This is a genomic window from Pseudomonas sp. (assembly GCF_030683065.1).
In the GTDB taxonomy this organism is placed as follows: Bacteria; Pseudomonadota; Gammaproteobacteria; order Pseudomonadales; family Pseudomonadaceae; genus Aquipseudomonas.
The window spans coordinates 26,975-49,671 of the sequence record NZ_JAUXMX010000063.1 but is presented as its reverse complement, the minus strand read 5'-3'; the positions used below and the strand labels follow the sequence as shown (position 1 = coordinate 49,671).

Annotated in this window: 18 protein-coding genes; 10 read left to right on the top strand and 8 right to left on the bottom strand. The window is 63.4% G+C overall.

The genetic code is table 11. The features are described from left to right. The first annotated feature begins 154 nt into the window (after positions 1-154). The gene (locus Q8K09_RS20360) at positions 155-1,996 is read left to right on the top strand and encodes an SLC13 family permease (protein WP_305256825.1); all 1,842 of its coding nucleotides are present in this window, start codon (positions 155-157) and stop codon (positions 1,994-1,996) included. Between the two features lie 188 nt (positions 1,997-2,184). On the opposite strand, the gene Q8K09_RS20355 is transcribed toward Q8K09_RS20360, so the two are convergent. Then, the gene (locus tag Q8K09_RS20355; protein ID WP_305256824.1) at positions 2,185-2,580 is read right to left on the bottom strand and encodes an RNA-binding S4 domain-containing protein; all 396 of its coding nucleotides are present in this window, start codon (positions 2,578-2,580) and stop codon (positions 2,185-2,187) included. Between the two features lie 149 nt (positions 2,581-2,729). Here Q8K09_RS20355 and Q8K09_RS20350 point away from each other — a divergent pair, with 149 nt between their 5' ends. Next, positions 2,730-3,164: an ATP-dependent zinc protease gene (locus tag Q8K09_RS20350; RefSeq protein ID WP_305256905.1), complete on the top strand. Its 435-nt coding sequence runs from the start codon at positions 2,730-2,732 to the stop codon at positions 3,162-3,164. Continuing rightward, complete coding sequence (rimK, locus tag Q8K09_RS20345) at positions 3,161-4,066, top strand: 30S ribosomal protein S6--L-glutamate ligase (protein WP_305256823.1); 906 nt, start codon at positions 3,161-3,163, stop codon at positions 4,064-4,066. Before Q8K09_RS20350 ends, rimK begins: the two co-directional genes overlap by 4 nt. Positions 4,067-4,359: 293 nt before the next feature. Here the strand turns inward: rimK and Q8K09_RS20340 are convergent, their stop codons facing one another. Beyond that, entirely contained in the window at positions 4,360-5,673 is a 1,314-nt protein-coding gene (locus tag Q8K09_RS20340; RefSeq protein WP_305256822.1) for an ATP-binding protein, read from the bottom strand. Positions 5,674-5,769: 96 nt separating this feature from the next. After that, entirely contained in the window at positions 5,770-6,504 is a 735-nt protein-coding gene (ompR, locus tag Q8K09_RS20335; RefSeq protein ID WP_172148882.1) for a two-component system response regulator OmpR, read from the bottom strand. Between the two features lie 372 nt (positions 6,505-6,876). Here ompR and Q8K09_RS20330 point away from each other — a divergent pair, with 372 nt between their 5' ends. From Q8K09_RS20330 to rmf, 4 genes are all read left to right on the top strand, one after another. Continuing rightward, complete coding sequence (locus tag Q8K09_RS20330; RefSeq protein WP_305256821.1) at positions 6,877-9,216, top strand: Tex family protein; 2,340 nt, start codon at positions 6,877-6,879, stop codon at positions 9,214-9,216. Between the two features lie 3 nt (positions 9,217-9,219). Further along, positions 9,220-9,606, top strand: coding sequence for a PaaI family thioesterase (locus Q8K09_RS20325; protein WP_305256820.1), 387 nt, complete (start codon positions 9,220-9,222; stop codon positions 9,604-9,606). A 240-nt stretch (positions 9,607-9,846) separates the two neighbouring features. After that, positions 9,847-11,427, top strand: coding sequence for a glutamate--cysteine ligase (gene gshA / locus Q8K09_RS20320; protein ID WP_305256819.1), 1,581 nt, complete (start codon positions 9,847-9,849; stop codon positions 11,425-11,427). A gap of 208 nt (positions 11,428-11,635) precedes the next feature. Further along, complete coding sequence (gene rmf, locus Q8K09_RS20315; protein WP_305256818.1) at positions 11,636-11,833, top strand: ribosome modulation factor; 198 nt, start codon at positions 11,636-11,638, stop codon at positions 11,831-11,833. A gap of 119 nt (positions 11,834-11,952) precedes the next feature. On the opposite strand, the gene argA is transcribed toward rmf, so the two are convergent. The 4 genes from argA to Q8K09_RS20295 form a co-directional block, all read right to left on the bottom strand. Then, positions 11,953-13,251, bottom strand: a complete 1,299-nt coding sequence (gene argA / locus Q8K09_RS20310) for an amino-acid N-acetyltransferase (RefSeq protein ID WP_305256817.1) — start codon at positions 13,249-13,251, stop codon at positions 11,953-11,955. A gap of 145 nt (positions 13,252-13,396) precedes the next feature. Further along, positions 13,397-14,548 (bottom strand): acetylornithine deacetylase, encoded by a 1,152-nt coding sequence (gene argE, locus Q8K09_RS20305; protein ID WP_305256816.1) that lies wholly within the window; start codon positions 14,546-14,548, stop codon positions 13,397-13,399. Positions 14,549-14,612: 64 nt separating this feature from the next. Further along, complete coding sequence (locus tag Q8K09_RS20300) at positions 14,613-15,875, bottom strand: inorganic phosphate transporter (protein ID WP_305256815.1); 1,263 nt, start codon at positions 15,873-15,875, stop codon at positions 14,613-14,615. A 39-nt stretch (positions 15,876-15,914) separates the two neighbouring features. Beyond that, on the bottom strand, positions 15,915-16,592 hold the full coding sequence (locus Q8K09_RS20295) for a TIGR00153 family protein (protein WP_305256814.1): 678 nt from the start codon (positions 16,590-16,592) through the stop codon (positions 15,915-15,917). Between the two features lie 112 nt (positions 16,593-16,704). Between Q8K09_RS20295 and Q8K09_RS20290 the strand changes: the two genes are divergently transcribed. Next, the gene (locus Q8K09_RS20290) at positions 16,705-18,069 is read left to right on the top strand and encodes an inorganic triphosphatase (RefSeq protein ID WP_305256813.1); all 1,365 of its coding nucleotides are present in this window, start codon (positions 16,705-16,707) and stop codon (positions 18,067-18,069) included. A gap of 111 nt (positions 18,070-18,180) precedes the next feature. Beyond that, the gene (locus Q8K09_RS20285; RefSeq protein ID WP_305256812.1) at positions 18,181-19,965 is read left to right on the top strand and encodes a GspE/PulE family protein; all 1,785 of its coding nucleotides are present in this window, start codon (positions 18,181-18,183) and stop codon (positions 19,963-19,965) included. Between the two features lie 202 nt (positions 19,966-20,167). Here Q8K09_RS20285 and Q8K09_RS20280 read toward each other — a convergent pair whose 3' ends face one another. Further along, positions 20,168-20,875, bottom strand: coding sequence for a murein L,D-transpeptidase catalytic domain family protein (locus Q8K09_RS20280; protein WP_305256811.1), 708 nt, complete (start codon positions 20,873-20,875; stop codon positions 20,168-20,170). A gap of 154 nt (positions 20,876-21,029) precedes the next feature. On the opposite strand from Q8K09_RS20280, the gene Q8K09_RS20275 reads away from it, so the two are divergent. Continuing rightward, positions 21,030-22,613: a murein L,D-transpeptidase gene (locus Q8K09_RS20275; RefSeq protein ID WP_305256810.1), complete on the top strand. Its 1,584-nt coding sequence runs from the start codon at positions 21,030-21,032 to the stop codon at positions 22,611-22,613. The last annotated feature ends 84 nt before the right edge of the window (positions 22,614-22,697 follow it).

Genomic DNA, 22,697 nt, shown 5'->3' with positions numbered 1-22,697 from the left:
CGCCCTTGTGGGAGGGGACGTGTCCGCGAGCGTGTGAACCACAGGCAATTGAACTGACGCGGCGGTCCGCGCTCTGCTACAAAGCTAGCAGGGACTAAACACGGCCATGCCCCAGGGGGTGCGCCGACCTTTCGCCCAAGGACCACTCGCCCGCATGACCCAAGACCAAGGCTTGATCTTCGCCATCCTCGTCGCCACCATCGGGCTGTTTATCTGGGGCCGCTGGCGCCACGACGTGGTCGCACTCGGCGCCTTGCTCGCCTGCGTGCTGGTCGGTTTGGTACCGGACGAGCAGGCCTTCGCCGGCTTCGGCCACCCTGCGGTGATCACTGTCGCCTGCGTGCTGGTGTTGAGCCACGGCCTGCAGATTACCGGCGTGGTCGATGCCCTGGCCCAGCGCGTGCTGCCCAGCAGTGCAGGACCGATGCTCTCGATTGCCGCACTGACCGGCCTTGGCGCGCTGCTCTCGGCCTTTATGAACAACGTCGGGGCGCTGGCCCTGTTGATGCCGATTGCCCTGCAGATCGCTGCCAAGCAGGGTCTGCCTCCGGGCCGAGTGCTGATGCCGCTGGCCTTCGGCACCATTCTTGGCGGCATGACCACGCTGATCGGCACGCCACCCAACCTGATCGTCTCCAGCTTTCGCGCGCAGAGCGGTGCTGGCCCCTTCGCCATGTTCGATTTCAGCCCGGTTGGCGTTGCGGTAGCGCTCAGCGGCGTGCTGTTTATCACCCTGTTCGGCTGGCGCCTGGTGCCCAAGCGCGAGGTGGCCAATGTGGCCAGCTTCGACACCGGCACCTACTTGACCGAGGTCCGGGTCAAGCAAGGCGCCAAGGTGGCCGGCAAGCGTTTGCGCGAAGTCGAGCAGTTGCTGGATGAGGCCGACGCCCAGGTGATAGGCATGGCGCGCAACGACCTGCACCTGTCAGCACCCGACCCGCGACGGATCTTGCGCGACGGTGACGTACTGGTGATCGAAGCCGAACCCGAGGCCCTCGGCACCATACTCGGCAAACTGGGCCTGCAACTGGAAGCTGAACGCACGCTGGAGGCGCCCGCCGACGAGGACAGCGCAGCCGAAACCCAAGACGCCCCGACAAGCCCTGAGCCAGACACCGACAAGAAAGACGGCAGCGGCAGTGACACCGTCCTGCAGGAACTGCTGGTACGACCCGATTCCCACCTGGTTGGGCGTTCGGCCAGCAGCATCCGCCTGCGTAGCCGCTATAGCATCAACCTGCTGGCGATCTCACGGGCGAATCATCGTTCGATCAAGCGCCTGCGCTCGACCCTGATCGGCCCAGGCGATGTTCTGCTGATGCAGGGTACGCCGGGCGATATTGCCGAGCTTGCCGGCGACTATGCCTGCATACCGCTGGCCGACCGCGCTATCAGTATTCCCAATCCCACCCACGCGGGCCTGGCTCTGGGGGTGATGCTGTTGGCCGTGCTGGTTTCCGCCACGGGGCTGCTCTCGGCCGCCGTGGCCTTCGCCGCTGGCGTGCTGGTATTCATGGTGATGCGCGTGGTGCCGTTGCGCGCGATTTACGAGTCCATCGACTGGCCGGTGATCGTCCTGCTCGGCGCTTTGATCCCGGTGGCCGGCGCCATGTCCAGCAGCGGTGCAGCAGATTTGCTGGCGCGCCTGCTGATGGAGCACGTCGCCCAGGGCAACCCGGTGGTCGTGCTCACCCTGTTGCTGGTGGTGAGCATGACCCTCTCGGATTTCATGAACAACGCCGCCACTGCAGCGGTGATGTGCCCGATCGCCCTGAGCGCAGCCAGCCAGCTTGGCGTCAGCCCCGACTCGCTGCTGATGGCGGTAGCCATTGGCGCCTCTTGCTCGTTCCTCACGCCCATCGGTCACCAGAACAACACCCTGATTCTCAGCCCAGGTGGCTTTCGCTTCGGCGATTACTGGCGCCTGGGCCTGCCGATGGAAATTCTCGTGGTGCTGGTCGGTGTGCCGCTGCTGCTAGTGGCCTGGCCGCTTTAAGGTCTCGGGAGGGAGCGCACCGAGGAAAAATCAAAGCGCGCCACCTGTCGAAGGGCACGACCAGGCGTTCGCGCAGATGCGCTAGCGCCACTCCGGCGGCGTTCCGTTCGGCGCGCAGCGACAGCCCGCCAGCTTTTGTGCCAAAAATCATGAACCACGGCGCACTGCCTGCGGGTCGCGGTCTGTGCTCAATCCTGGCCATCGCGAAATCGATGGATCTGTCGACGCTGCTTCTTGCTGGGCCGTCCGTCGGTCTGCACGCCCAGGGCACCGGTCTTGCGCTGTACGGCGGCCTGTTCACGGCGCTCTATACTCTCGGCGGTTTCGCTGTACAGAGCCTGCGCCTCGGGCGCACCACGGCGCACCGCGCACAGTGCCTGAATCACCACGGTGCGCTCGTCGAAGCCAACGCGAATCAGCAGTTCGTCGCCGATCCGCGGTTCCTTGCCAGGCTTGCAGCGCTCGCCACGGCAATGCACCTTGCCGCCCTCGATGGCGGCCTTGGCCAGGGCGCGAGTCTTGTAAAAACGTGCCGCCCATAGCCATTTATCCAGGCGTATCTTGTCGTCTTCTTTGTCGCTCATTGCGCTCTCGATCGAAACAGTCAGCCCACGTGAATTTTGCCTGATGCAGTTGTCATTAGGCCCAACTAGAATGCCCGCAACTATAGGCCAACCTGGCCTGACGGAACTCGCCCAATTTGAAGACCTTCGACCATCTCAGCGTGATCGGCCTGCGCGAATGGATCAACCTGCCCGACCTGGGCATGGTAGGTCTGCGCGCAAAAATCGACACCGGTGCCAGCACCTCCTGCCTGCACGCCAGCGACATCCAGCCGTTCCAGCGTGATGGCGAAGACTGGGTGCGCTTCACCGCGCATCTCGGCACGCTGGTGCAGCGCCGCCATCGCTGTGAAGCGCCACTGGTAACACTGAAGAACATCAAGAGTTCCACCGGCCACGTGCAGAGCCGCTACGTTATCAGCACCCACATGGCCCTGGGTGATCGCCTGTGGCCAGTGGAGTTCACCCTGACTTGCCGCAAGACCATGCGCTATCGCGTACTGCTCGGCTCCAAAGCACTGGTTGCTGGCCAACTGGTGGTCAATCCGGCGCTGACTTACGTTCAAGACAAACCCTCGCTTGCTGACCTCTCTGGTGCCCCATGAAAATCGCTGTACTGTCGCGCAATCCGCGCCTCTATTCCACTCGTCGCCTGGTCGAGGCCGGTCAGCTGCGCGGCCATGAGGTGGTGGTCATCGACACCCTGCGCGCCTATATGAATATCGCCAGCCACAAGCCGCAGATCCACTACCGCGGCCAACCGCTAGAGGGCTTCGATGCGGTGATCCCGCGGATCGGTGCCTCGGTGACCTTTTATGGCTGCGCAGTGCTGCGTCAGTTCGAGATGATGGGTGTGTTCCCGCTCAACGAGTCGGTGGCGATCGCCCGCTCGCGGGACAAGCTGCGCTCGCTGCAACTGCTGTCACGGCGCGGCATCGGCCTGCCAGTAACCGGTTTTGCCCACTCGCCGGACGACATCGACGACCTGATCCAGATGGTCAACGGCGCGCCGCTGGTGATCAAGGTGCTGGAAGGCACCCAAGGCATCGGCGTGGTGCTTTGCGAAACCGCTAAAGCCGCCGAGTCAGTGATCGAGGCCTTCATGGGCCTCAAGCAGAACATCATGGTGCAGGAATACATCAAGGAAGCTGGCGGCGCGGATATCCGCTGCTTCGTGGTCGGCGACAAGGTGATCGCCGCGATGAAGCGTCAGGCCAAGGCCGGCGAGTTCCGCTCCAACCTGCACCGGGGCGGCAGCGCCAGCCTGATCAAGATCACCCCGGAAGAACGCATGACGGCAATCCGCGCAGCCAAAGTGATGGGGTTGGGTGTCGCGGGCGTGGACATTCTGCGCTCCAACCACGGTCCGCTGGTGATGGAGGTGAACTCCTCGCCTGGCCTGGAAGGTATCGAGACCACCACCGGCAAGGATGTCGCCAGCCTGGTGATCCAGTACCTGGAGAAGAACAGCGCACCCCACCTGACCCGCACCAAAGGCAAAGGCTAGCGAAAAGCACCGCGAACCCAGCGGAGCGCGACGCTGAAATACCGTGGAAGGGGCTTTAGCCGCGGTGGGTCTTGAAGGCTGAAAGCATCGCTGCTGAAGCAGGCCCGTGGATGGGTTGGCCTCCTCAGCGCTTCGCTCAGGGCAGCGTTTTACGTGCGACGTTACCCGGCATCTGCAGCGTGCCGGCTGACGTCATGTTGGGTTACGCGGCGGTGCAAATCCGGACTTGATTCAAGACAGGCGCCGCCGCTAACCCAACCTACCAAGCCACGGTCGTCTCTTGCAGCGGCAGGTCAGACCGCGTCGCGCGGCAGCAGCAAGCCTAGCGGCAGGCAGACCCGCGCTTCCAGACCACCGCCTGAACGGTTGCGCAACTCGACACTGCCGCCATGCAAGGCGGCAATACGCTTGACGATGGCCAGACCTAGCCCCGCACCCTGGCCGCCACGGGCGCGATCGCCGCGAATAAATGGGTTGAAGATGCTGCCCAACTCGGCCGGATCGATACCGGCGCCACGGTCGAGCACGCTGAGCACGACGTAGGGGGCGCTGCAATTGCCCGACACCGACACGGCAACTTCTACCGCATTGCCGCCATAGCGCAGGGCGTTCTCGATCAGATTGACCAGCAGTCGCTTGATCGACACCCGTCGCAGCGGGAAGGCCGGCACCACCTCCAGGCACAAACGCACCTGCTCCCGCTGCTGGTTATAGGGCGCCACCACTTCGCGAATCAACTCAAGCAGGTCGAGTTCTTCCACCGGCTCGTCGCGGCCGTCGCGAATAAAGGCGAGAAACTGGTCGAGAATCGCGTCCATGTCTTCGATATCGCGAACCATGTCCTCGGTCAGCTCGGAATCGTGGTTCAGCAGTTCCAGAGACAATCGCAAGCGGGTCAACGGCGTGCGCAAGTCATGGGACACACCCGCCAGCATCAACTCGCGTTCGCGCCCGGCCTGCTCGACGTCTTCGGCCATCTGGTTAAAGGCGCGGTACACCTCGGCCATTTCACTCGGCGTTTCGCTCACTGGCAAACGCACACTGCGGCCCTTGCCGAGCTGGCGAGCGGCGAACACCAGACGCTTCAAGGGCGCACTGAGCTGGCGCACGAAAATCCAGGCGGCCGCTGTGGAGAGCAGACCGATGCCGAGAAACCAGCCCAGTACGCTCCAGATTCGCTGGCCGCGCAATGGGTGCGGGTACATCGGCACCCGCAGCCACTCATCGCCAAGCGCCGGGGCACGTACCCACAACGCTGGCGGGCTTTTCGCACGCACCCGCACCTCGGTTTCAGGCCCGAGTTCGACCTGCATCTGCCGCTCGAATATCTCGCTGTAGGGCCAGTGCTGCTCGCTGGCTGGCACCTCATCGAGCGGCGTACGCTGGAGGCCTGCCGCATTGGCGATCTTCGAGCGGTCTTCCGGATCAGCCGCCCAATAGGCGCGCAGGGTTAACGCAGCGCCATGGCTGTACTGGCGGTCGACCAACATATCCTCGTTCATCATCAGATAAACCAGGGTCAGCGCCTTGGAGAACAGCACCACGATCAACACCAACCAGAGGGTGCGAGCGAAGAAGCTTTGCGGGAACCACAGCGGCGTTTTCATCGAAAAGACAGGATCCGTAGGAGCCAGCTTGCTGGCGATCAGGGCGTCAGGATCGCCAGCAAGCTGGCTCCTACACGGGGTTTGCTGGGCGAGCCGTCACTTATTGCCGTCTGGCACAAACACATAGCCCACGCCCCAGACCGTCTGGATATAACGTGGCTTGGACGGGTCCGGCTCAATCAAGCGGCGCAGGCGTGAAATCTGCACGTCGATAGAACGCTCCAGGGCGTCCCACTCGCGACCACGGGCCAGATTCATCAGCTTGTCGCGGGTCAGTGGCTCGCGGGCATGCTGAACCAGCGCCTTGAGTACGGCGAACTCGCCGGTGGTGAGCATGTGTACTTCGTCACCCTTCTTCAGTTCGCGGGTGGCCAGCGACAGTTCGTATTCGCCGAAACTGACGCTTTCGTCCTCGGCACCCGGCGCGCCCGGCACCACCGGGGCCTGACGGCGCAGCACGGCCTTGATCCGCGCCAACAGTTCACGAGGATTGAAGGGCTTGGCCAGGTAGTCATCGGCGCCCAGTTCCAGGCCCTGGATACGGCTGGTTTCGTCACCCTTGGCGGTGAGCATGATGATTGGCACCTGATTGTTCGCCGCACGCAGCCGGCGGCATGCCGACAGGCCGTCCTCGCCCGGCAGCATCAGGTCGAGCACCACCAGATGAAACAGCTCGCGCGCCAACAGGCGATCCATCTGCTCGACGTTCTCCACCGTGCGCACGCGATAGCCCTGCTCCTCGAAGAAGCGCTCAAGCAGACGCCGCAAGCGGGCATCATCATCGACAACCAGAATTTTCTCGCCTTCAAGCGGAAGTGCAGTGCTGCTCATAGAAGCTCCTTGACCGAGAACCTGCGCCGCCCGTCGGGCGTGAACAGCTTCCAATGCCGGCATTATGGCTCAGCCACCACGATCACCGGTGCAGCCATTGTTAGCAGATTTTTCGCCGAGGGCCGGCAAACCACAATCTCTGGAGGATCAACCGCAGCCACAGGTCAGCTGGCATGCCCGCCTACGCCCTCGATTCACCTCCCCATCCCTGATGGCAGCTAATGGTTATAATGCGCCGCTCTATCGTCTGGCCCGTGGTTTTGCGCGGCCGGTTTTTCGTTTCAGAGGGTGTGAACATATCCAACGCCGTCGCCGAGACATCCGCAGTAGGCGCGCGTTTTTCACAGCCTCTCAGTGTGGGTAGCTTTTCATATGCTCAGCATCAATAACCGCATCGCCGAAGAACTGGGCGTGCGCCCGCAACAGGTTGCCGCCGCAGTGGCACTGCTCGATGAAGGCTCCACCGTGCCGTTCATCTCCCGTTACCGCAAGGAAGTCACCGGCAGCCTGGATGACACCCAACTGCGCCACCTTGAAGAGCGCCTGCGCTACCTGCGCGAGCTGGACGATCGGCGCGCCAGCATCCTCGCCAGCATCGAGGAGCAGGGCAAGCTGACTCCGGAGCTGACTCGCGAGATCAACCTGGCCGAGACCAAGACCCGCCTCGAAGACCTCTACCTGCCGTATAAACAGAAACGCCGCACCAAGGGCCAGATCGCCTTGGAAGCCGGCCTTGGCGAACTGGCCGACGCCCTGTTCAACGACCCAAGCCTGGCCCCGGAGAGTGAAGCCGCAGGTTTCGTCGATGCCGAAAAAGGCTTCTCCGACATCAAGGCCGTGCTCGAAGGCGCAAAGTACATCCTTATGGAACGCTTCGCCGAAGACGCCACCCTACTGGCCAACCTGCGCAGTTTCCTCAAGGACAACGCCACCCTCAGCGCTCGCCTGATAGCCGGCAAGGAGCAGGACGGCGCCAAGTTCCGCGATTACTTCGAACACGACGAGAAGCTGAAAAACGCCCCCTCGCACCGTGCCCTGGCGATTTTCCGCGGCCGCAACGAGGGCTTCCTCAGCGCCAGCCTGAAAATCGGCGAAGAGCTACCTGGCACCCTGCACCCTTGCGAAGGCATGGTTGCCGAGCGCTTCGGCATCAGCAACCAGGGCCGCGCCGCCGACAAATGGCTGGGCGAAGTGGTGCGCTGGACCTGGAAGGTCAAGCTCTACACTCACCTGGAAACCGACCTGCTCGGCGAACTGCGCGAAGGCGCCGAGGACGAGGCGATCGCGGTGTTCGCCCGCAACATGCACGACCTGTTGCTGGCCGCGCCAGCAGGCCCGCGTGCGACGCTGGGCTTCGACCCGGGCCTACGCACCGGCTGCAAGGTCGCGGTGGTCGACAGCACCGGCAAGCTGCTCGACACCGCCACCGTCTACCCGCACGCGCCGCGCAATGACTGGGACGGCACCATCAACACCCTGAGCAAGCTGTGCGCCAAGCACTCAGTCGACCTGGTGGCCATCGGCAACGGCACCGCCAGCCGCGAAAGCGATAAGCTGATCATCGAGCTGATCAAGAAGCACCCAGAGCTCAAGCTGACCAAGATCATGGTCAGCGAAGCTGGCGCCTCGGTGTATTCGGCATCGGAGCTGGCGTCCAAAGAATTTCCCGACCTCGACGTATCGATTCGCAGCGCCGTTTCCATCGCCCGCCGCCTGCAGGACCCGCTGGCCGAGCTGGTGAAGATCGACCCGAAATCCATCGGCGTCGGCCAGTACCAGCACGACGTATCCCAGCTCAAACTGGCGCGCAGCCTGGATGCGGTAGTGGAAGACTGCGTGAACGCCGTCGGCGTCGACGTCAACACCGCCTCGGTCGCTCTGCTCGCGCGGATCTCCGGGCTGAATACGACCCTGGCCCAGAACATCGTCGCGCACCGCGATGCCAACGGTGCGTTCAAGACCCGCGCCGCGCTGAAAAAGGTGTCGCGCCTGGGCGAGAAAACCTTCGAGCAGGCCGCCGGCTTCCTCCGTGTGATGAACGGTGACAACCCGCTGGACGCCTCGGCGGTGCACCCGGAAACCTACCCACTGGTGCAGCGCATCGCCGCGGATACCGGTCGCGACATCCGCTCGCTGGTCGGCGACGCGGCCTTCATCAAGCGCCTCGACCCGAAAAAATTTACCGACGAAACTTTTGGCCTGGTCACCGTCGGCGACATCCTCGCCGAGCTGGAAAAGCCTGGCCGCGATCCACGCCCGGAATTCAAGACCGCCGAATTCCAGGAGGGCGTCGAGACCCTCAAGGATCTCGAGCTGGGGATGATCCTCGAAGGCGTGGTGACCAACGTCACCAACTTTGGCGCGTTCGTCGACATCGGCGTGCATCAGGACGGCCTGGTGCACATCTCGGCGCTGTCGGAGAAGTTCATCAAGGACCCGCACGAAGCGGTCAAGGCCGGCGACGTGGTCAAGGTCAAGGTGATGGAAGTGGACATCCCGCGTAACCGCATTGCCCTGTCGATGCGCATGGGCGACACCCCGGGCGAGAAAATCGAGGGCGTGCGCAGCGGCACGCGCAACGGCTCCCGCGGCGATGGCAAGCGTGAAACCAGCCCTCGGCCACCGGCCAGCACGCCGCGTGCCGAACCGCAGCCCGCCAGCAACGCCGCCATGGCCGCGCTGTTCGCCAATGCCAAGCAGCGAAGGAAGTAAACCATGAGCAACACGTCTCCAGTCGGCCAGGACAGTGCATTCAGTACGCTGCTCGGCATGACCATCGAGAAAGCCGAGAACGGTGAGTCCCAGGTGCGCATGAGCATGCAGGACCACCTGCTCAATCTGCACGGACGCATGCACGGCGGCGCGCTGTTCTCGCTGATCGACACGGCGCTCGGCCAAGCCAGCCACAGCCTGTTCGATGGCCAGGCGGGCAGCATGACCCTGGAATGCAAGGTCAACTACATCCGCGCGGTCAGCGAGGGCGAAATCGTCTGCAACGCCCGCGTGCTGAATGCCGGGCGCAAGGTGCATGTGCTGGAGGCGCGGGTGCAGCAGGGTGACAAACTGGTGGCCACGGCCCAGGCCACCTTCATCTGCAAGTGACCCACCCGAGCCGGCGGTGCCTATAGCGACCGCCGGCATCAGGTGCAGGCGACAAGCGGGTCGCAAAGGCGTAGGCCGCCTTCGCCAGTGTGTAATCGCCTGCACCCAGACTGAGCTAGGGTAACCACGTCGTGCTGCGCCCAGGGCGAACAGCTACGCCGAATTCGCCGTTACCGGCCCCTTGTAGAGCAATCGATTCGCCCCCATATTGAGGCGACCGATGCGTAAAGGAATGCAATCTTGAGCGACCTGTTCTCCCGCCGCCTGGCCCTGCTCGGCGAGCGCGCCAACCTCTCCCTGCTTTCCCAGTGCTTGCACGGCATCGAGCGTGAATGCCTGCGCGTCAACGGTGATGGCCAACTGGCCCTGACCCCGCACCCGGCTGCGCTGGGCTCGGCGCTGACGCACCCACAGATCACTACGGACTATTCCGAGGCGCTGCTGGAGTTCATCACCCCAGCGGAGCCGGACCCGGCCATCACCCTGGCCGATCTCGAACAGATTCATCGCTTCGTCTACAGCAAGCTCGACGGCGAATACCTGTGGAGCCCGTCGATGCCCTGCCCCCTGCCGGACGAGCAGACCATTCCGATCGCCGCGTACGGCGACTCGCACATCGGCAAGCTCAAATACGTCTACCGCAGTGGTCTGGCGCTGCGTTACGGCAAGACCATGCAGTGCATTGCCGGCATTCACTACAACTTCTCCCTGCCGGACAACTTGTGGCCACTGCTGCAGCAGGCAGAGGGCAATACGCGGGACGCGCGCGACTACCAATCGGCGCGCTACATCGCCCTGATTCGCAACTTCCGCCGCTACAGCTGGCTGTTGATGTACCTGTTCGGCGCCTCGCCGGCCCTAGATGCCGGCTTCTTGCGTGGCCGCCCGCACCAACTGCAGCAACTTGACGAGCGCACCCTGTACCTGCCCTACGCCACCAGCCTGCGCATGAGCGACCTGGGTTATCAGAGTAACGCCCAGGCGGGCCTGACCCCCTGCTACAACGACCTGGCCAGCTACACCGACAGCCTGCGCAAGGCAGTCGCCACGCCCTACCCGCCCTACGTCGAGATCGGCGCGAAGAAAGATGGCGAATGGCTGCAACTCAACACCAACATCCTGCAGATCGAGAACGAGTACTACTCGAACATCCGCCCGAAGCGCGTGGCCCACAGTGGCGAACGGCCGATCCAGGCGCTGATGGCCCGTGGCGTGCAATACATCGAAGTGCGCTGCCTGGACATAAACCCCTTCCTGCCGCTGGGCATCGACTTGGTCGAAGCGCGCTTCCTCGACGCCTTCCTGCTGTTCTGTGCGCTGCAGGAAAGCCCGCCACTGGGCGGCGACGAATGTCACGCCTGCACCGACAACTTCCTCAATGTGGTCAAAGACGGTCGCCGCCCTGGACTGCACTTGCAGCTGCGGGGCCAACCCGTGGCGCTGCAGGACTGGGCCCACGAGCTACTCGACAGCATCCAGCAAACGGCCAGCTTGCTCGATCAGAGCCATGGCAACGAAGCACACAGCCATGCCCTGCAGCTGCAGCGCGCCAAGGTCGACGATACCAGCCTGACCCCTTCGGCCCAGGTGCTCGCGCACTTGCAACAGGGTGAAAGCTTCAGCCAGTTCTCCCTGCGCCAGAGCAAGCTGCACGCCGACTATTTCCGTAGCCAGCCACTGAGCGCAGAACAACAGGCCAGCTTCGAAGCCGCGAGCGCACGCTCATTGCGCGAGCAGGCCGAGCTGGAGGCTCAGGACGAAGGTGATTTCGACAGCTTTGCCGCGGCCTACCAGGCAAGCATCCTGGCCCCGGCGAGTTAGGCCGGAAAAATATCCACGGTCACGGGCGAGTGCAACGCAGTTGCAGCCGTCCGGCGACGGTCGCAATAGGCAACCGATTTTTTCTCAGCCTTTTAGTCGACCCGGTCACAAAAGCAACCCGCGGGGTAAAAGCCGAGACCCGCGGTGCGACCAAGGGGGGCCACGCACAACTAGCATAGGCACAGAGCAATCAACACGAGCCGTGCCCATGGAGTTCGATGCCAAGGATGACCGTAGCTGGAGCCTGGAAAGCCTGAACAAGGCTTACCAGCAAGGCTATATGGCGGGCCTCACCGGCCACCCCAATACCCGCCACGATCACAGCGCCGAGGTGCTTGCCGCTGCCTGGGAGGCCGGCTGGGACGACGGCCATGAGCAACTGCTGCGCCAGCAGAAAAGCGCCTGAAGGCTTGGCTACGCCTTTTTAGGCGCCCGCCTGCTGCCGTCCAGCGTCCCGGCGATCTTTGCAGGTCAAAAGCATCGCCAGCAAGCTGGCTCCTACACACTTCGCTGCGCAATTGGCGACTACAACGCCTTTTCGAACACCTTGGAGTTGCGCTGGAAGTTGTACAGCGAGGCGCGGGCTGCCGGCAGACGATCGACGTTGCTGGGCACGAAGCCGCGCTCGCGGAACCAGTGGGCGGTACGCGTGGTGAGGACGAACAGGTGCTTCAGGCCCTGGGCGCGGGCGCGTGCCTCGATGCGTTCGAGCAGTTCGTCGCCGCGGCCGCCGTGGCGATAGTCCGGGTTGACCGCCAGGCAGGCCAGTTCGCCGTAGTCCGAGTCGTCAATTCGGTACAGCGCGGCGCAGGCGATGATCAGGCCGTCGCGCTCGACGATACTGAACTGCTCGATCTCGCGCTCCAGCACCTCGCGCGAACGGCGCACCAGAATGCCCTGCTCTTCCAGCGGGCTGATCAGCTCGATCAAGCCGCCGACATCGCCGATATTCGCCTCGCGCAATGACTCGAACTGTTCCTGGTCGACCAGGGTGCCGCCGCCATCGCGGGTGAACAGTTCGGTCAGCAGCGAGCCGTCGTCCACATAGCTGACCAGGTGCGCGCGCTTGACCCCGGCGCGGCAGGCCTGGGCCGCGGCGTCGAGCAGTTCGCCCTGATAGCTGTTGCCCAGCCGCGCCAGGTAAGTCGGCACCTGCTGCGGGCGCAGTTCGCGCACCAGTTTGCCGTCTTCGTCGAGCAGGCCGCGCTCGGCACTGAACAGCAGCAGCTTGTCGGCGCCCAGGTCGATGGCGGCACGGGTAGCCACGTCTTCGCAGGCCAGGTTGAAGATTTCCCCGGTCGGCGAATAGCCCAGCGGCGACAGCAGTACGATGCTGCGCTCGTCGAGCAGACGACCAATACCCTTGCGATCGACCCGGCGCACTTCGCCGGTGTGGTGATAGTCGACGCCGTCGACCACGCCGATTGGCCGCGCGGTGACGAAGTTGCCGCCGGACACGCGCAGGCGCGCGCCCTGCATCGGCGAGGCAGCCATGTCCATCGACAGGCGCGCCTCAATGGCGATGCGCAGCTGGCCGACCGCATCGATCACGCATTCCAGGGTTGCGCCGTCGGTGACCCGCAGATCACGGTGAAAGTGCGGGGTTATCCCGCGTGCAGTCAGGCGCGCCTCGATCTGCGAGCGTGAGCCGTGCACCAGTACCAGGCGCACGCCGAGGCTGTGCAGGAGCACCAGATCGTGGACGATATTGCCGAAATTCGGGTGGGCGACACCCTCGCCCGGCAGCATCACGACGAAGGTACAGTCGCGGTGGGCATTGATATAGGGCGAAGCGTGGCGCAGCCAGTTAACGTAGTCGTGCATTGCAGAAAGAACCTGAGAGTCGGGTGAGGGAACGCATAAACAAGGCGCGCGAGCGCCGGACGAGGCAGCCATCGGTATCCGCTTTATCGTCGCAGTCGGGGCATCACGCGCGTTCTCCTCCAATTGACAAGGGCCGCATACAGGCTCATGGGGCCGGGGTCAGGCAGTAGTGTTGAATCAGTTCCCGTAACAGACGCACGGTCGGCTCGAGACGTGACATTTCCAGGTACTCGCCCGGTTGGTGGGCGCAGTCGATATCACCCGGGCCGAGTACCAGGGTCTCGCAGCCAAGCTGCTGAAGATAAGGCGCTTCAGTGGCAAACGCCACCGACGCCGCGCTGTGCCCGGTCAGGCGTTCGGCCAGGCGCACCAGCTCGCTGTCGGCGGCTTGCTCAAACGGTGGCACGCTGGGGAACAGCGGGGCGTAGTCGATCTTGACCTGATGCTGTTCGGCCAGCGGTTGCAGCTTCTGGCGGATCGCCGCACGCAGCAACTCCGGCTGCATGCCCGGCAATGGGCGCAGGTCGAACTCCAGGGAACACTGACCGCAGATGCGGTTAGGGTTGTCGCCACCGTGGATGCAGCCGAGGTTCAGGGTAGGTACTGGCACACTGAACTGTGGGTTGTTGAACTCGCGCTGCCATTGGCCGCGCAAACCGCGCAACTCGATGAGCACATCCTGCATTGCCTCTAGTGCGCTATGACCGAGACGCGGATCGGAGGAATGACCGCTCTGCCCAAGAATATCGATGCGCTCCATCATGATCCCCTTGTGCAAGCGGATCGGCTTCAACCCGGTTGGCTCGCCGATCACCGCGGCACGCCCCAGTGGCCGGCCAGCAGCGGCCAGAGCACGGGCGCCAGACATCGAGCTTTCCTCGTCACAGGTCGCCAGAATCAGCAGCGGCTGCTGGAAGCGCTGCTCCAGCAGGGGTTGTACCGCCTCTATAACCAAGGCGAAGAAGCCCTTCATGTCGCAACTGCCGAGACCAACCCAACGGCCATCGATCTCGGTCAGCTTGAGCGGGTCGCTCTGCCACAACGCCGCATCGAAGGGCACGGTGTCACTGTGCCCAGCCAGCACCAGGCCGCCAGGACCGCTGCCGTAACTGGCCAGCAGGTTGAATTTTCCCGGATTGACTTCCTGCACCTCGCAAGCAAAACCGAGGTCGCCGAGCCAGCTGGAGAGCAAGTCGATCACCGGGCGATTGGACTGATCCCAGTGCGCCTGGGTGCAACTCACCGAAGGCGCAGCAATCAGCGCAGCGAATTGCTCTTTGAAGGAAGGCAGGGGCATTGACGGTCTCCGCGGACGTTGCCGCCATCATAGGGGCAACGCCGGTACGGATGAAACCGCTAGCTCAGAGGAAGATGCCGCGCAGGATATAGAAGAACACGATGGCCAGGGCCGCACCGATCGGCAGGGTAATCAGCCAGGACATGAAGATCTTGCCGATCACGCCCAGGTTCAACGCACCGATACCGCGCGCCAGGCCGACGCCCAATACTGCGCCGACCAGGGTATGGGTGGTGGACACCGGCAAGCCGATGGCCGAGGCGCCGACCACGGTGGTGGCAGTGGCCAGTTCGGCGGCAAAACCACGGCTCGGGGTCAGTTCGGTGATTTGCTTGCCGATGGTGGCGATCACCTTGTAGCCATAGGTGGCCAGGCCGATGACGATACCCACAGCGCCGAGCAGCAGCACCCAGGCTGGCAGCGCCGCCTTGGCCCCGACTGCTTCGCCGCCGGACTGGATTACCCCAACGATGGCCGCCAGCGGACCGACGGCATTGGCCACGTCGTTGGAGCCGTGGGCGAAGGCCATGGAGCAGGCAGTGAAGATCATCAGTACGGCGAAGACCTTCTCCACGCTGGCGTAGTGGAAGTCCTTGTCCGCCTCGACGTCGATCTTGATCCGGCTGAGCAGGGCAATGCCGAGCAACATCACCATCACCCCGACACCCGTGGCGAGGAGGAAACCCTCAGTACTGGAGAGGTCCAGGCCGATGTGCTTGAGACCCTTGGTCAGGGTCATGATGCTGACCATAAAACCGGTGGCGAACATATACAGCGGCACGAAACGCTTGGCGTTGAGGAAGGGTTCATCAGTGTCGATGATCAACTTCTGCACGCTGACGAACAGACCGAAGGCGATGGTGCCGGAGAGTACCGGCGATACCACCCAGCTTGCGACAATCGGGCCAACGCCGCTCCAGTTGACCGCATCCATGGACACGCCGACCGCAGCGAAGCCAATCACCGCACCGACAATCGAGTGGGTGGTGGACACCGGCCAGCCGCGGGTCGAGGCGATCAACAGCCAGGTACCGGCCGCCAGCAGCGCCGACATCATGCCCAGCACCATCAGCTCCGGTGGAATCAGGTCGGCATCGACGATGCCGCTCTTGATCGTTTCGGTGACCTGGCCGCCGGCCAGATAAGCGCCGGCAAACTCGAAGACCATGGCGATCAGGATCGCCTGCTTGATGGTCAGCGCGCGCGAGCCAACCGAGGTGCCCATGGCATTAGCCACATCATTGGCGCCTACGCCCCAGGCCATGAAAAAGCCGAAGAGACAGGCGAGCAGCAGGAGTACGAGGCCGTAGTCCGCAATCATAGACATAAATAATTAATCCGTAGATTCCAGAAAGGAAACTGGCGCTTAGCGCGCCAGCAGTTGTTCCAGTCGGTTGCCGACGCGTTCGGCACGGTCGGCGACATCGCCGATCCATTCGATGATCTGGTAGAGGAACATCACGTTGACCGGGGGAAGGTCCTTTTCCAGTTTGAACAGGACGCGGCGCACCTCGATCTGCATGACGTCGGTGTCGCGCTCAATCTGCTCAAGCTCCACCACCATGGACTCGACCAGCGCCGCTTCGCGACCACCAAAGCCGGTTTCCAGCAACTCGTCCAGCTCGTTCATTGCCTTGAGCGCCTGGGCGCTGGCATCCACGGTGCGCTGAACGAAAGCGCGCATCAGTGCCTGCAGGGGCTGGGGGATAGCCATTTCGCGACCCAGCATCAGGCCGGCGATGTCCTTGGCGCGGTTGGCGACTTTGTCCTGTACACTCAACAACTCAAGCAAATCCGAACGCGGCACTGGCAAAAACAAGCTCTTGGGCAAATGCAGACGCACGCTTTTCTTGAGTTTGTCGGCTTCGTCCTCTAGCCGCGCCATATCCTGCTGCACCTGCGCGACCTTGACCCAATCCTCAGCCATCACGGCGTCGAAAAAAGGTACCAGGTGCGCTGCGCACTCATGGGCTTTGGCGAAGTGCTTCTGCATCGGCCCAATGGGCGAGCGGCCGAACAGACTGGCGAATGGATTGAGTGGCATTGGGTGAACCCAGGCGTTAGAGAAGGCGGCAAGTATACGGACCGCTCGAAAAGCTCGCCAGCACGCATCATCAGACTGTCACAATTTCACTGTAGGCGCTTAGCTCACCATCATGGTCAAAGAAACCGAAATCAAATTGCGGGTCAGCCGCGACACCCTGGCAGCCCTGCGCGAGCACCCGCTGCTGAAGAAGCGCAACAAGAGCGGCTGGGAGCAGCGCGAGCTGTTTAATCAATATTACGACACGCCCGCCCGTGATCTGGCCCAGGCAAAAGTCGCATTGCGCATCCGCCGCGATGGCGACGCCTTTATCCAGACCCTGAAAAGTCGTGGCCAGAGCATTGCCGGCCTGTCCGAGCGCAACGAATTCGACTGGTACCTGGAACAGGCCGAACTGGACCTGAGCAAGCTCGACGACAGCTGTTGGCCAGTTGCCTTGGCCGACCTGGACAAGACCCTGCTGCAGCCGATCTTCAGTACCGACTTCATCCGCGAGCGCGCCGACATCGCCTGGGGTCGCGGCAAGGCCAAGGTGGTCATCGAGGCAGCCCTGGACCTTGGCAAAGTCATCGCCGGAGAAGGCGAGGAAGAAATCTGCGAGCTGGAGCTGGAGCTGCGTCAGGGTGAACCTGAAGCCTTGCTGGAGTTGGCTGCCGAACTCGCCGCCGATCTGCCGCTAATGCCGTGCGACATCAGCAAGGCCGAGCGCGGCTACCGCCTGTTCGACGCCAGCAGTTATAGCCTCAGCTTGCCAGCTCCCGAACTGAACGCCGAGATGAGCCTGGATGACGGCTTTGCCGCCATCACCTGGCATCTGCTCGGCAGCAGCCAGCGCCTGGCCGAGCAATACCGCTTCAATGGCCACTGGCGACTGCTGGTCGACTGGTTGGAACAACTGGTCGGCATACGTGCATTGATTGGCAGCCTCGGCCAAGCCGCTCCACGCAGCAGCAGCAGCGAGCTGCGCCTGACCCTCGACGCCCTGCTCAACGACTGGCGCCCGAGAGTGCAAGCGGGTCAACTCGACGACGCCGTGCGCAAGGCAGCACCCGCGCAGTTCGCCGCAGAACTTGAGGGCACGCGCTGGGGCCAGTTCTCCCTGAACAGCTCACGCTGGCTGCTGGCCAAAGGCTGGACGACCGAGCGCAACAGCCGCGGTAATCGTCAGGGCGCTGCACCGCTGGGCAACTGGCTGCCAACCTTGCTGGCCGAGGAAGGCCGTGACCTGCAATTGAACCGCTACCAGAAGCAGCCGGAAGACCTGGCTGAGCAACTGCCGCGCATTGAGCGCTTGCTAGCCTGGCTGCGCATGGCTCGCAGCGTACTCGAGGTGCCGGAAGTCGATCGCCTGTATGGCGAACTGAGCAAACTGAGCGAGCAGGCCAACCGCGCCATCGACCCCGAGTCGCTGGCCGCACGCCAAGCCCAGGCCCATATTGTGGCATCGCTCAAGTCCTGGAGAATGTTGGTGAAGTAAGCTGCAAGCGATCCGTCTATCGCTTCAGCGCTTCTCATAGGAGCCAGGGGGACGCCCAGTCCCCCTGCACGTTGCGACGTGCAGCCAAGAGCCAAGACTTTAGGGAGCCCCATGTCCGCCATCACCTCGCCCACCGCCGACCGCACCCTCGACCTCGGCGACCTGCTGCGCGAACTGGTCGCCCGGGGCCGGGTCGATCAGGACAGCGCCGAACAATGCCTGGCCATTCGTCGTAGTGCGGTGAACAACCAGCAGCATCCGCTGGAGTTTCTCGCCGCGCAGCAGGTCGACGACCTCAGCCATCCGGGCAAAAAACTCGACCTGGAAAGTCTCACCGTCTGGCTGGCGGAGTTCGCCGGCCAACCCTATCTGCGCATCGATCCGCTAAAGATCGATGTCGCCGCCATTACCCCGCTGATGTCCTACGCCTTTGCCCAACGGCACAAGATCCTCGCCGTAGCGGTGGCCCCGGATGCGGTGACCATCGCCAGTGCGCAGCCGCTGATGCGCAGCTGGGAAGCCAACCTGACCCACGTACTCAAGCGCCCGATCAAGCGGGTAGTCGCCAATCCGGCGGATATCCAGCGCTTTACTGTGGAGTTCTATCGCCTCGCCAAGTCGGTTAGCGGCGCCAGCGCCGGCGATAGCAAGATCAGCGGCGTCGGCAACTTCGAGCAACTGCTCAACCTCGGCGCCCAGGATCAAGAGCCGGACGCCAACGATGCGCACATCGTCAACATTGTCGACTGGCTGTTCCAGTACGCCTTCCAGCAACGCGCCAGCGATATCCACATCGAACCGCGGCGCGAGCAGGGCAGCGTGCGCTTTCGCATCGATGGCGTGCTGCACACCGTCTACCAGTTCCCGCCGCAGGTCACCATGGCGGTGGTCAGCCGCCTGAAAAGCCTTGGCCGGATGAACGTCGCCGAGAAACGCAAACCCCAGGACGGCAGGGTCAAGACCAAAACCCCGGAGGGCGGCGAGATCGAACTACGCCTGTCGACCCTGCCCACCGCCTTTGGTGAAAAGCTGGTGATGCGCATCTTCGACCCTGAGGTGCTGCTGAAAAGCTTCGACCAACTGGGCTTCTCACCGGACGACATGAAGCGCTGGGCCAGCATGACCAGCCAGCCCAACGGCATCATCCTGGTCACCGGCCCCACCGGCTCGGGCAAAACCACCACGATCTCCACCACGCTCAAGCAACTGGCCACGCCCCAGGTCAATGTCTGCACCATCGAAGACCCGATCGAGATGATCGAGGGTGCGTTCAACCAGATGCAGGTGCAGCACAACATCGACCTGAGCTTCGCCAGCGGGGTGCGCGCGCTGATGCGCCAGGACCCGGACATCATCATGATCGGCGAGATCCGCGACCTGGAAACCGCCGAGATGGCAATCCAGGCCGCGCTGACCGGCCATCTGGTGCTCTCGACCCTGCACACCAATGACGCCCCCAGCGCCATCACCCGCCTGCTCGAACTGGGCGTGCCGCATTATCTGCTCAAGGCCACCCTGCTCGGGGTCATGGCCCAGCGCCTGGTGCGCACCCTGTGCCCGCACTGCAAGGCACCGCACGAACTCAGCGAAGACGACTGGCAGAGCCTGACCAAACCCTGGAACGCGCCGTTGCCAACCGGCGCGCACAAGGCCGTGGGTTGCCTGGAGTGCCGCGATACCGGCTACCGCGGGCGTGCCGGAGTCTACGAAATCATGCAGCTCAACGATGCCGTCAAATCGCTGATCAACGCCGACACCGACCTCAGCGCCCTGCGCCGGCATGCATTTAAAGAAGGTATGCGCAGCCTGCGCCTGTCCGGCGCGCAAAAAGTCGCCGCCGGCCTGACCACCATCGAAGAAGTGCTAAGGGTCACACCGCAGAGCGAACAGAAGTAGCGACCGCCGCCGCGGCTCAACCGAAGGATGGGTCAGCCGCTCGAGCGATATTTGATCGAGCTGCATTCTCTGCGCGGCGTAACCCATCATCGCCCAGAACCTGCTGACGCCGTGTCGGGTTACGCGGCGTTCAGCAGCAATGTTGCGGCCGAGATGGCGACAGTCGCCGCCAACCCGACCTACGGGCCCTGTGCTTAGCTGCTCAGCGCTGGGCGACGACCGTCTCGCCCTTGCGTGGCGGGCAGTTGAGGTAAGCGGAGCTCTGCAACCAGTCCTGATCCGGGTACCAGGCGAAGATGAACTGGCCGCCCTTGAGCTGGTCGACCACCATCCGCGCCACTTCGGGGCGCACCGCCGGGCAACCGAGGCTGCGGCCAATCCGGCCCTGAGTCTTGGCCAGGCGCGGATCGACGTAACTGGCAGCGTGAATAACGATGGCGCGCGCGCGGGCACGGTCGTTTACCCCGGCCTCTAGCCCATCCATGCGCAACGAATAGCCGTGCTTGCCGCTGTAGCTCTCCGCAGCGCGGAACAAGCCCAGACTCGACTGATAGCTGTCCTGGGTGTTGGAAAAGCGCGTGGCAAAATTCTCACCGGAATGACGACCATGGGCAACCAGATCGCTCAACAGCAGGCTTTGTTTCTGCAGGTCGAAGATCCACAAGCGGCGGGCAGTGGACGGCTGGGCATAGTCGATTACCGCCAGGCGCTGCGCCGGCTCTGCGCCATGTTTGAGCGCGCACTGCATGGCCACCAGTGCCTGCTCAAGTACTTGGCGATCGAGTCCGGGCGCGGCACGCGACAGGCCGTCGAACAATGGTTGCGCAGCGGATGCCGTCGCCAGCCAGGGCGACGCCAGCAGGCACAGCCCGGTCAGCGTGAGGCCAAGCCGGCGAAGTGAGTTGGTCATGTGCAGGGATCTCCTGTGTACACTGCGGCGAACAGTCCGCGAGCACTTGCAAGCGCCTTTTTCAATCGCCCCGGCGATGAACCGAACTGCGATCACCTAATCAGACGACATAGCGTCATCACAGAACTGGCGAATCATGGACTGCAACTCGCGATTGTACAAAAAAACCGCACATTGCCTGACCACCGGCTGTCTGCTCGCGCTCACCGCCCAGGCCTACGCCGTCGATGACAGCGCGAGTCAGGCGATCCGCCAGAGCTTCGCCGCACAACCAAGTGTCTGTGCGCCACAGCTCGCGAGCACAGCGCTGCACGTGCCTGGCCTGCTGCACGAGCTGTATGCGCGCCAAGCGTTCGCCCCACTCTGGCAGGAGCCTAGCCGGCGGGCGGCGTTGCGGCACGAACTGGAGCAACTGGCCGACGACGGCCTCGATCCGGGCGAGTATCGGCTCGACAGCCTGCGCGCCCCACCGCCGACGGATCCCCAGCAGCGCGCCTGCGCCGACGTGCTGATCAGCCACAATTACCTGCAAGCCCTGCAGCACCTGGCGCGCGGCCGGGTGGCGCAAGAATCGATTGAACCCTTCTGGCGCGCGCCCAACAGCCTCAACCCGACACCGCCCACCAGCCTGCTCAGCCTGGCCTGGCAGGGCCTCGACGACCTGCCGGCGGCCTTCGCCACGGCGCGACCGGCTTTGCATCAGTACCAAGAGCTGCGCCGGGCCTACGCCGAGCGTCGCCGCCTGCCACGCAGCGAGTGGATGCCGATTCCCAGCGGCCGCCTGCTACGCCCGGACATGCGCGATCCGCGCGTTCCGCTGCTAGCGGCGCGACTGGCCGCCGAAGGCTATATAGATGAACGCCCCGCCAGCGACCACTATGACGCGCCCCTGGTCGCTGCCGTGGAGCGCTTCCAGGCTCGCCATGGTCTGCAAGCCGACGCACTGATCGGCCCGGCTAGCCTGACCGCCCTGAATACCAGTGCCATCGAACGCCTCGAACAGCTGCGGGTCAACCTTGAGCGCTGGCGCTGGCTGGCCGGTGACATCGAGGCCGAAACCATGCTGGTGGATATTGCCGGCGGCCGACTCAGTTATTACCGCGATCATCAGCTGCTGTGGCAGGGCCGCGCTCAGGTCGGACGGCCGGCACGCCAGACGCCGCAGTTGAAGTCGCTGGTCAGCCACCTGACCCTCAACCCGACATGGACCGTGCCGCCGACCATCCTGCGCGAGGACAAGCTGCCGGAGATCCGCCGCGACCTCGGTTATCTACAGCGCCAGCAGTTGCGCGTGCTCGACCGCAACGGCAACCTGCTCGATCCGGCCACGGTCGACTGGTACAACCCTGGGGCGATCATGCTGCGCCAGGATGCCGGACCGAAAAACCCCCTTGGGCAACTGGTCATCCGCTTCACCAACCCGTTCTCCGTGTACCTGCACGACACCCCCAGCCAGCACCTGTTCAGCAAGTCACCGCGCGCCTTCAGCTCCGGTTGTGTGCGCATCGAAGGCATCGTCAAACTGCTCGACAGCCTGCTGCCGGCCGATGACTGTGCAGAGATCGCACATCTGCTGGCCAGCGGCAAAACCACGGAATTCCCAATGCGCGAGCGTCTGCCGATCGTCCTCGCCTACTGGACTGCCGAGGTCAACGCCGACGGCGAACTGATCCTGCGCAATGACCTTTACGCGCGGGATCGAAAATTGCTGGCTGCCCTGCAACGCCACACATACTGACTCATAAGTTTGCCCTGGCGCCGGGCAAAAGCGCGGCCATAGGCTTACAATCGGCCGCAACCTTACAAGCTACCCAAAAGGAAA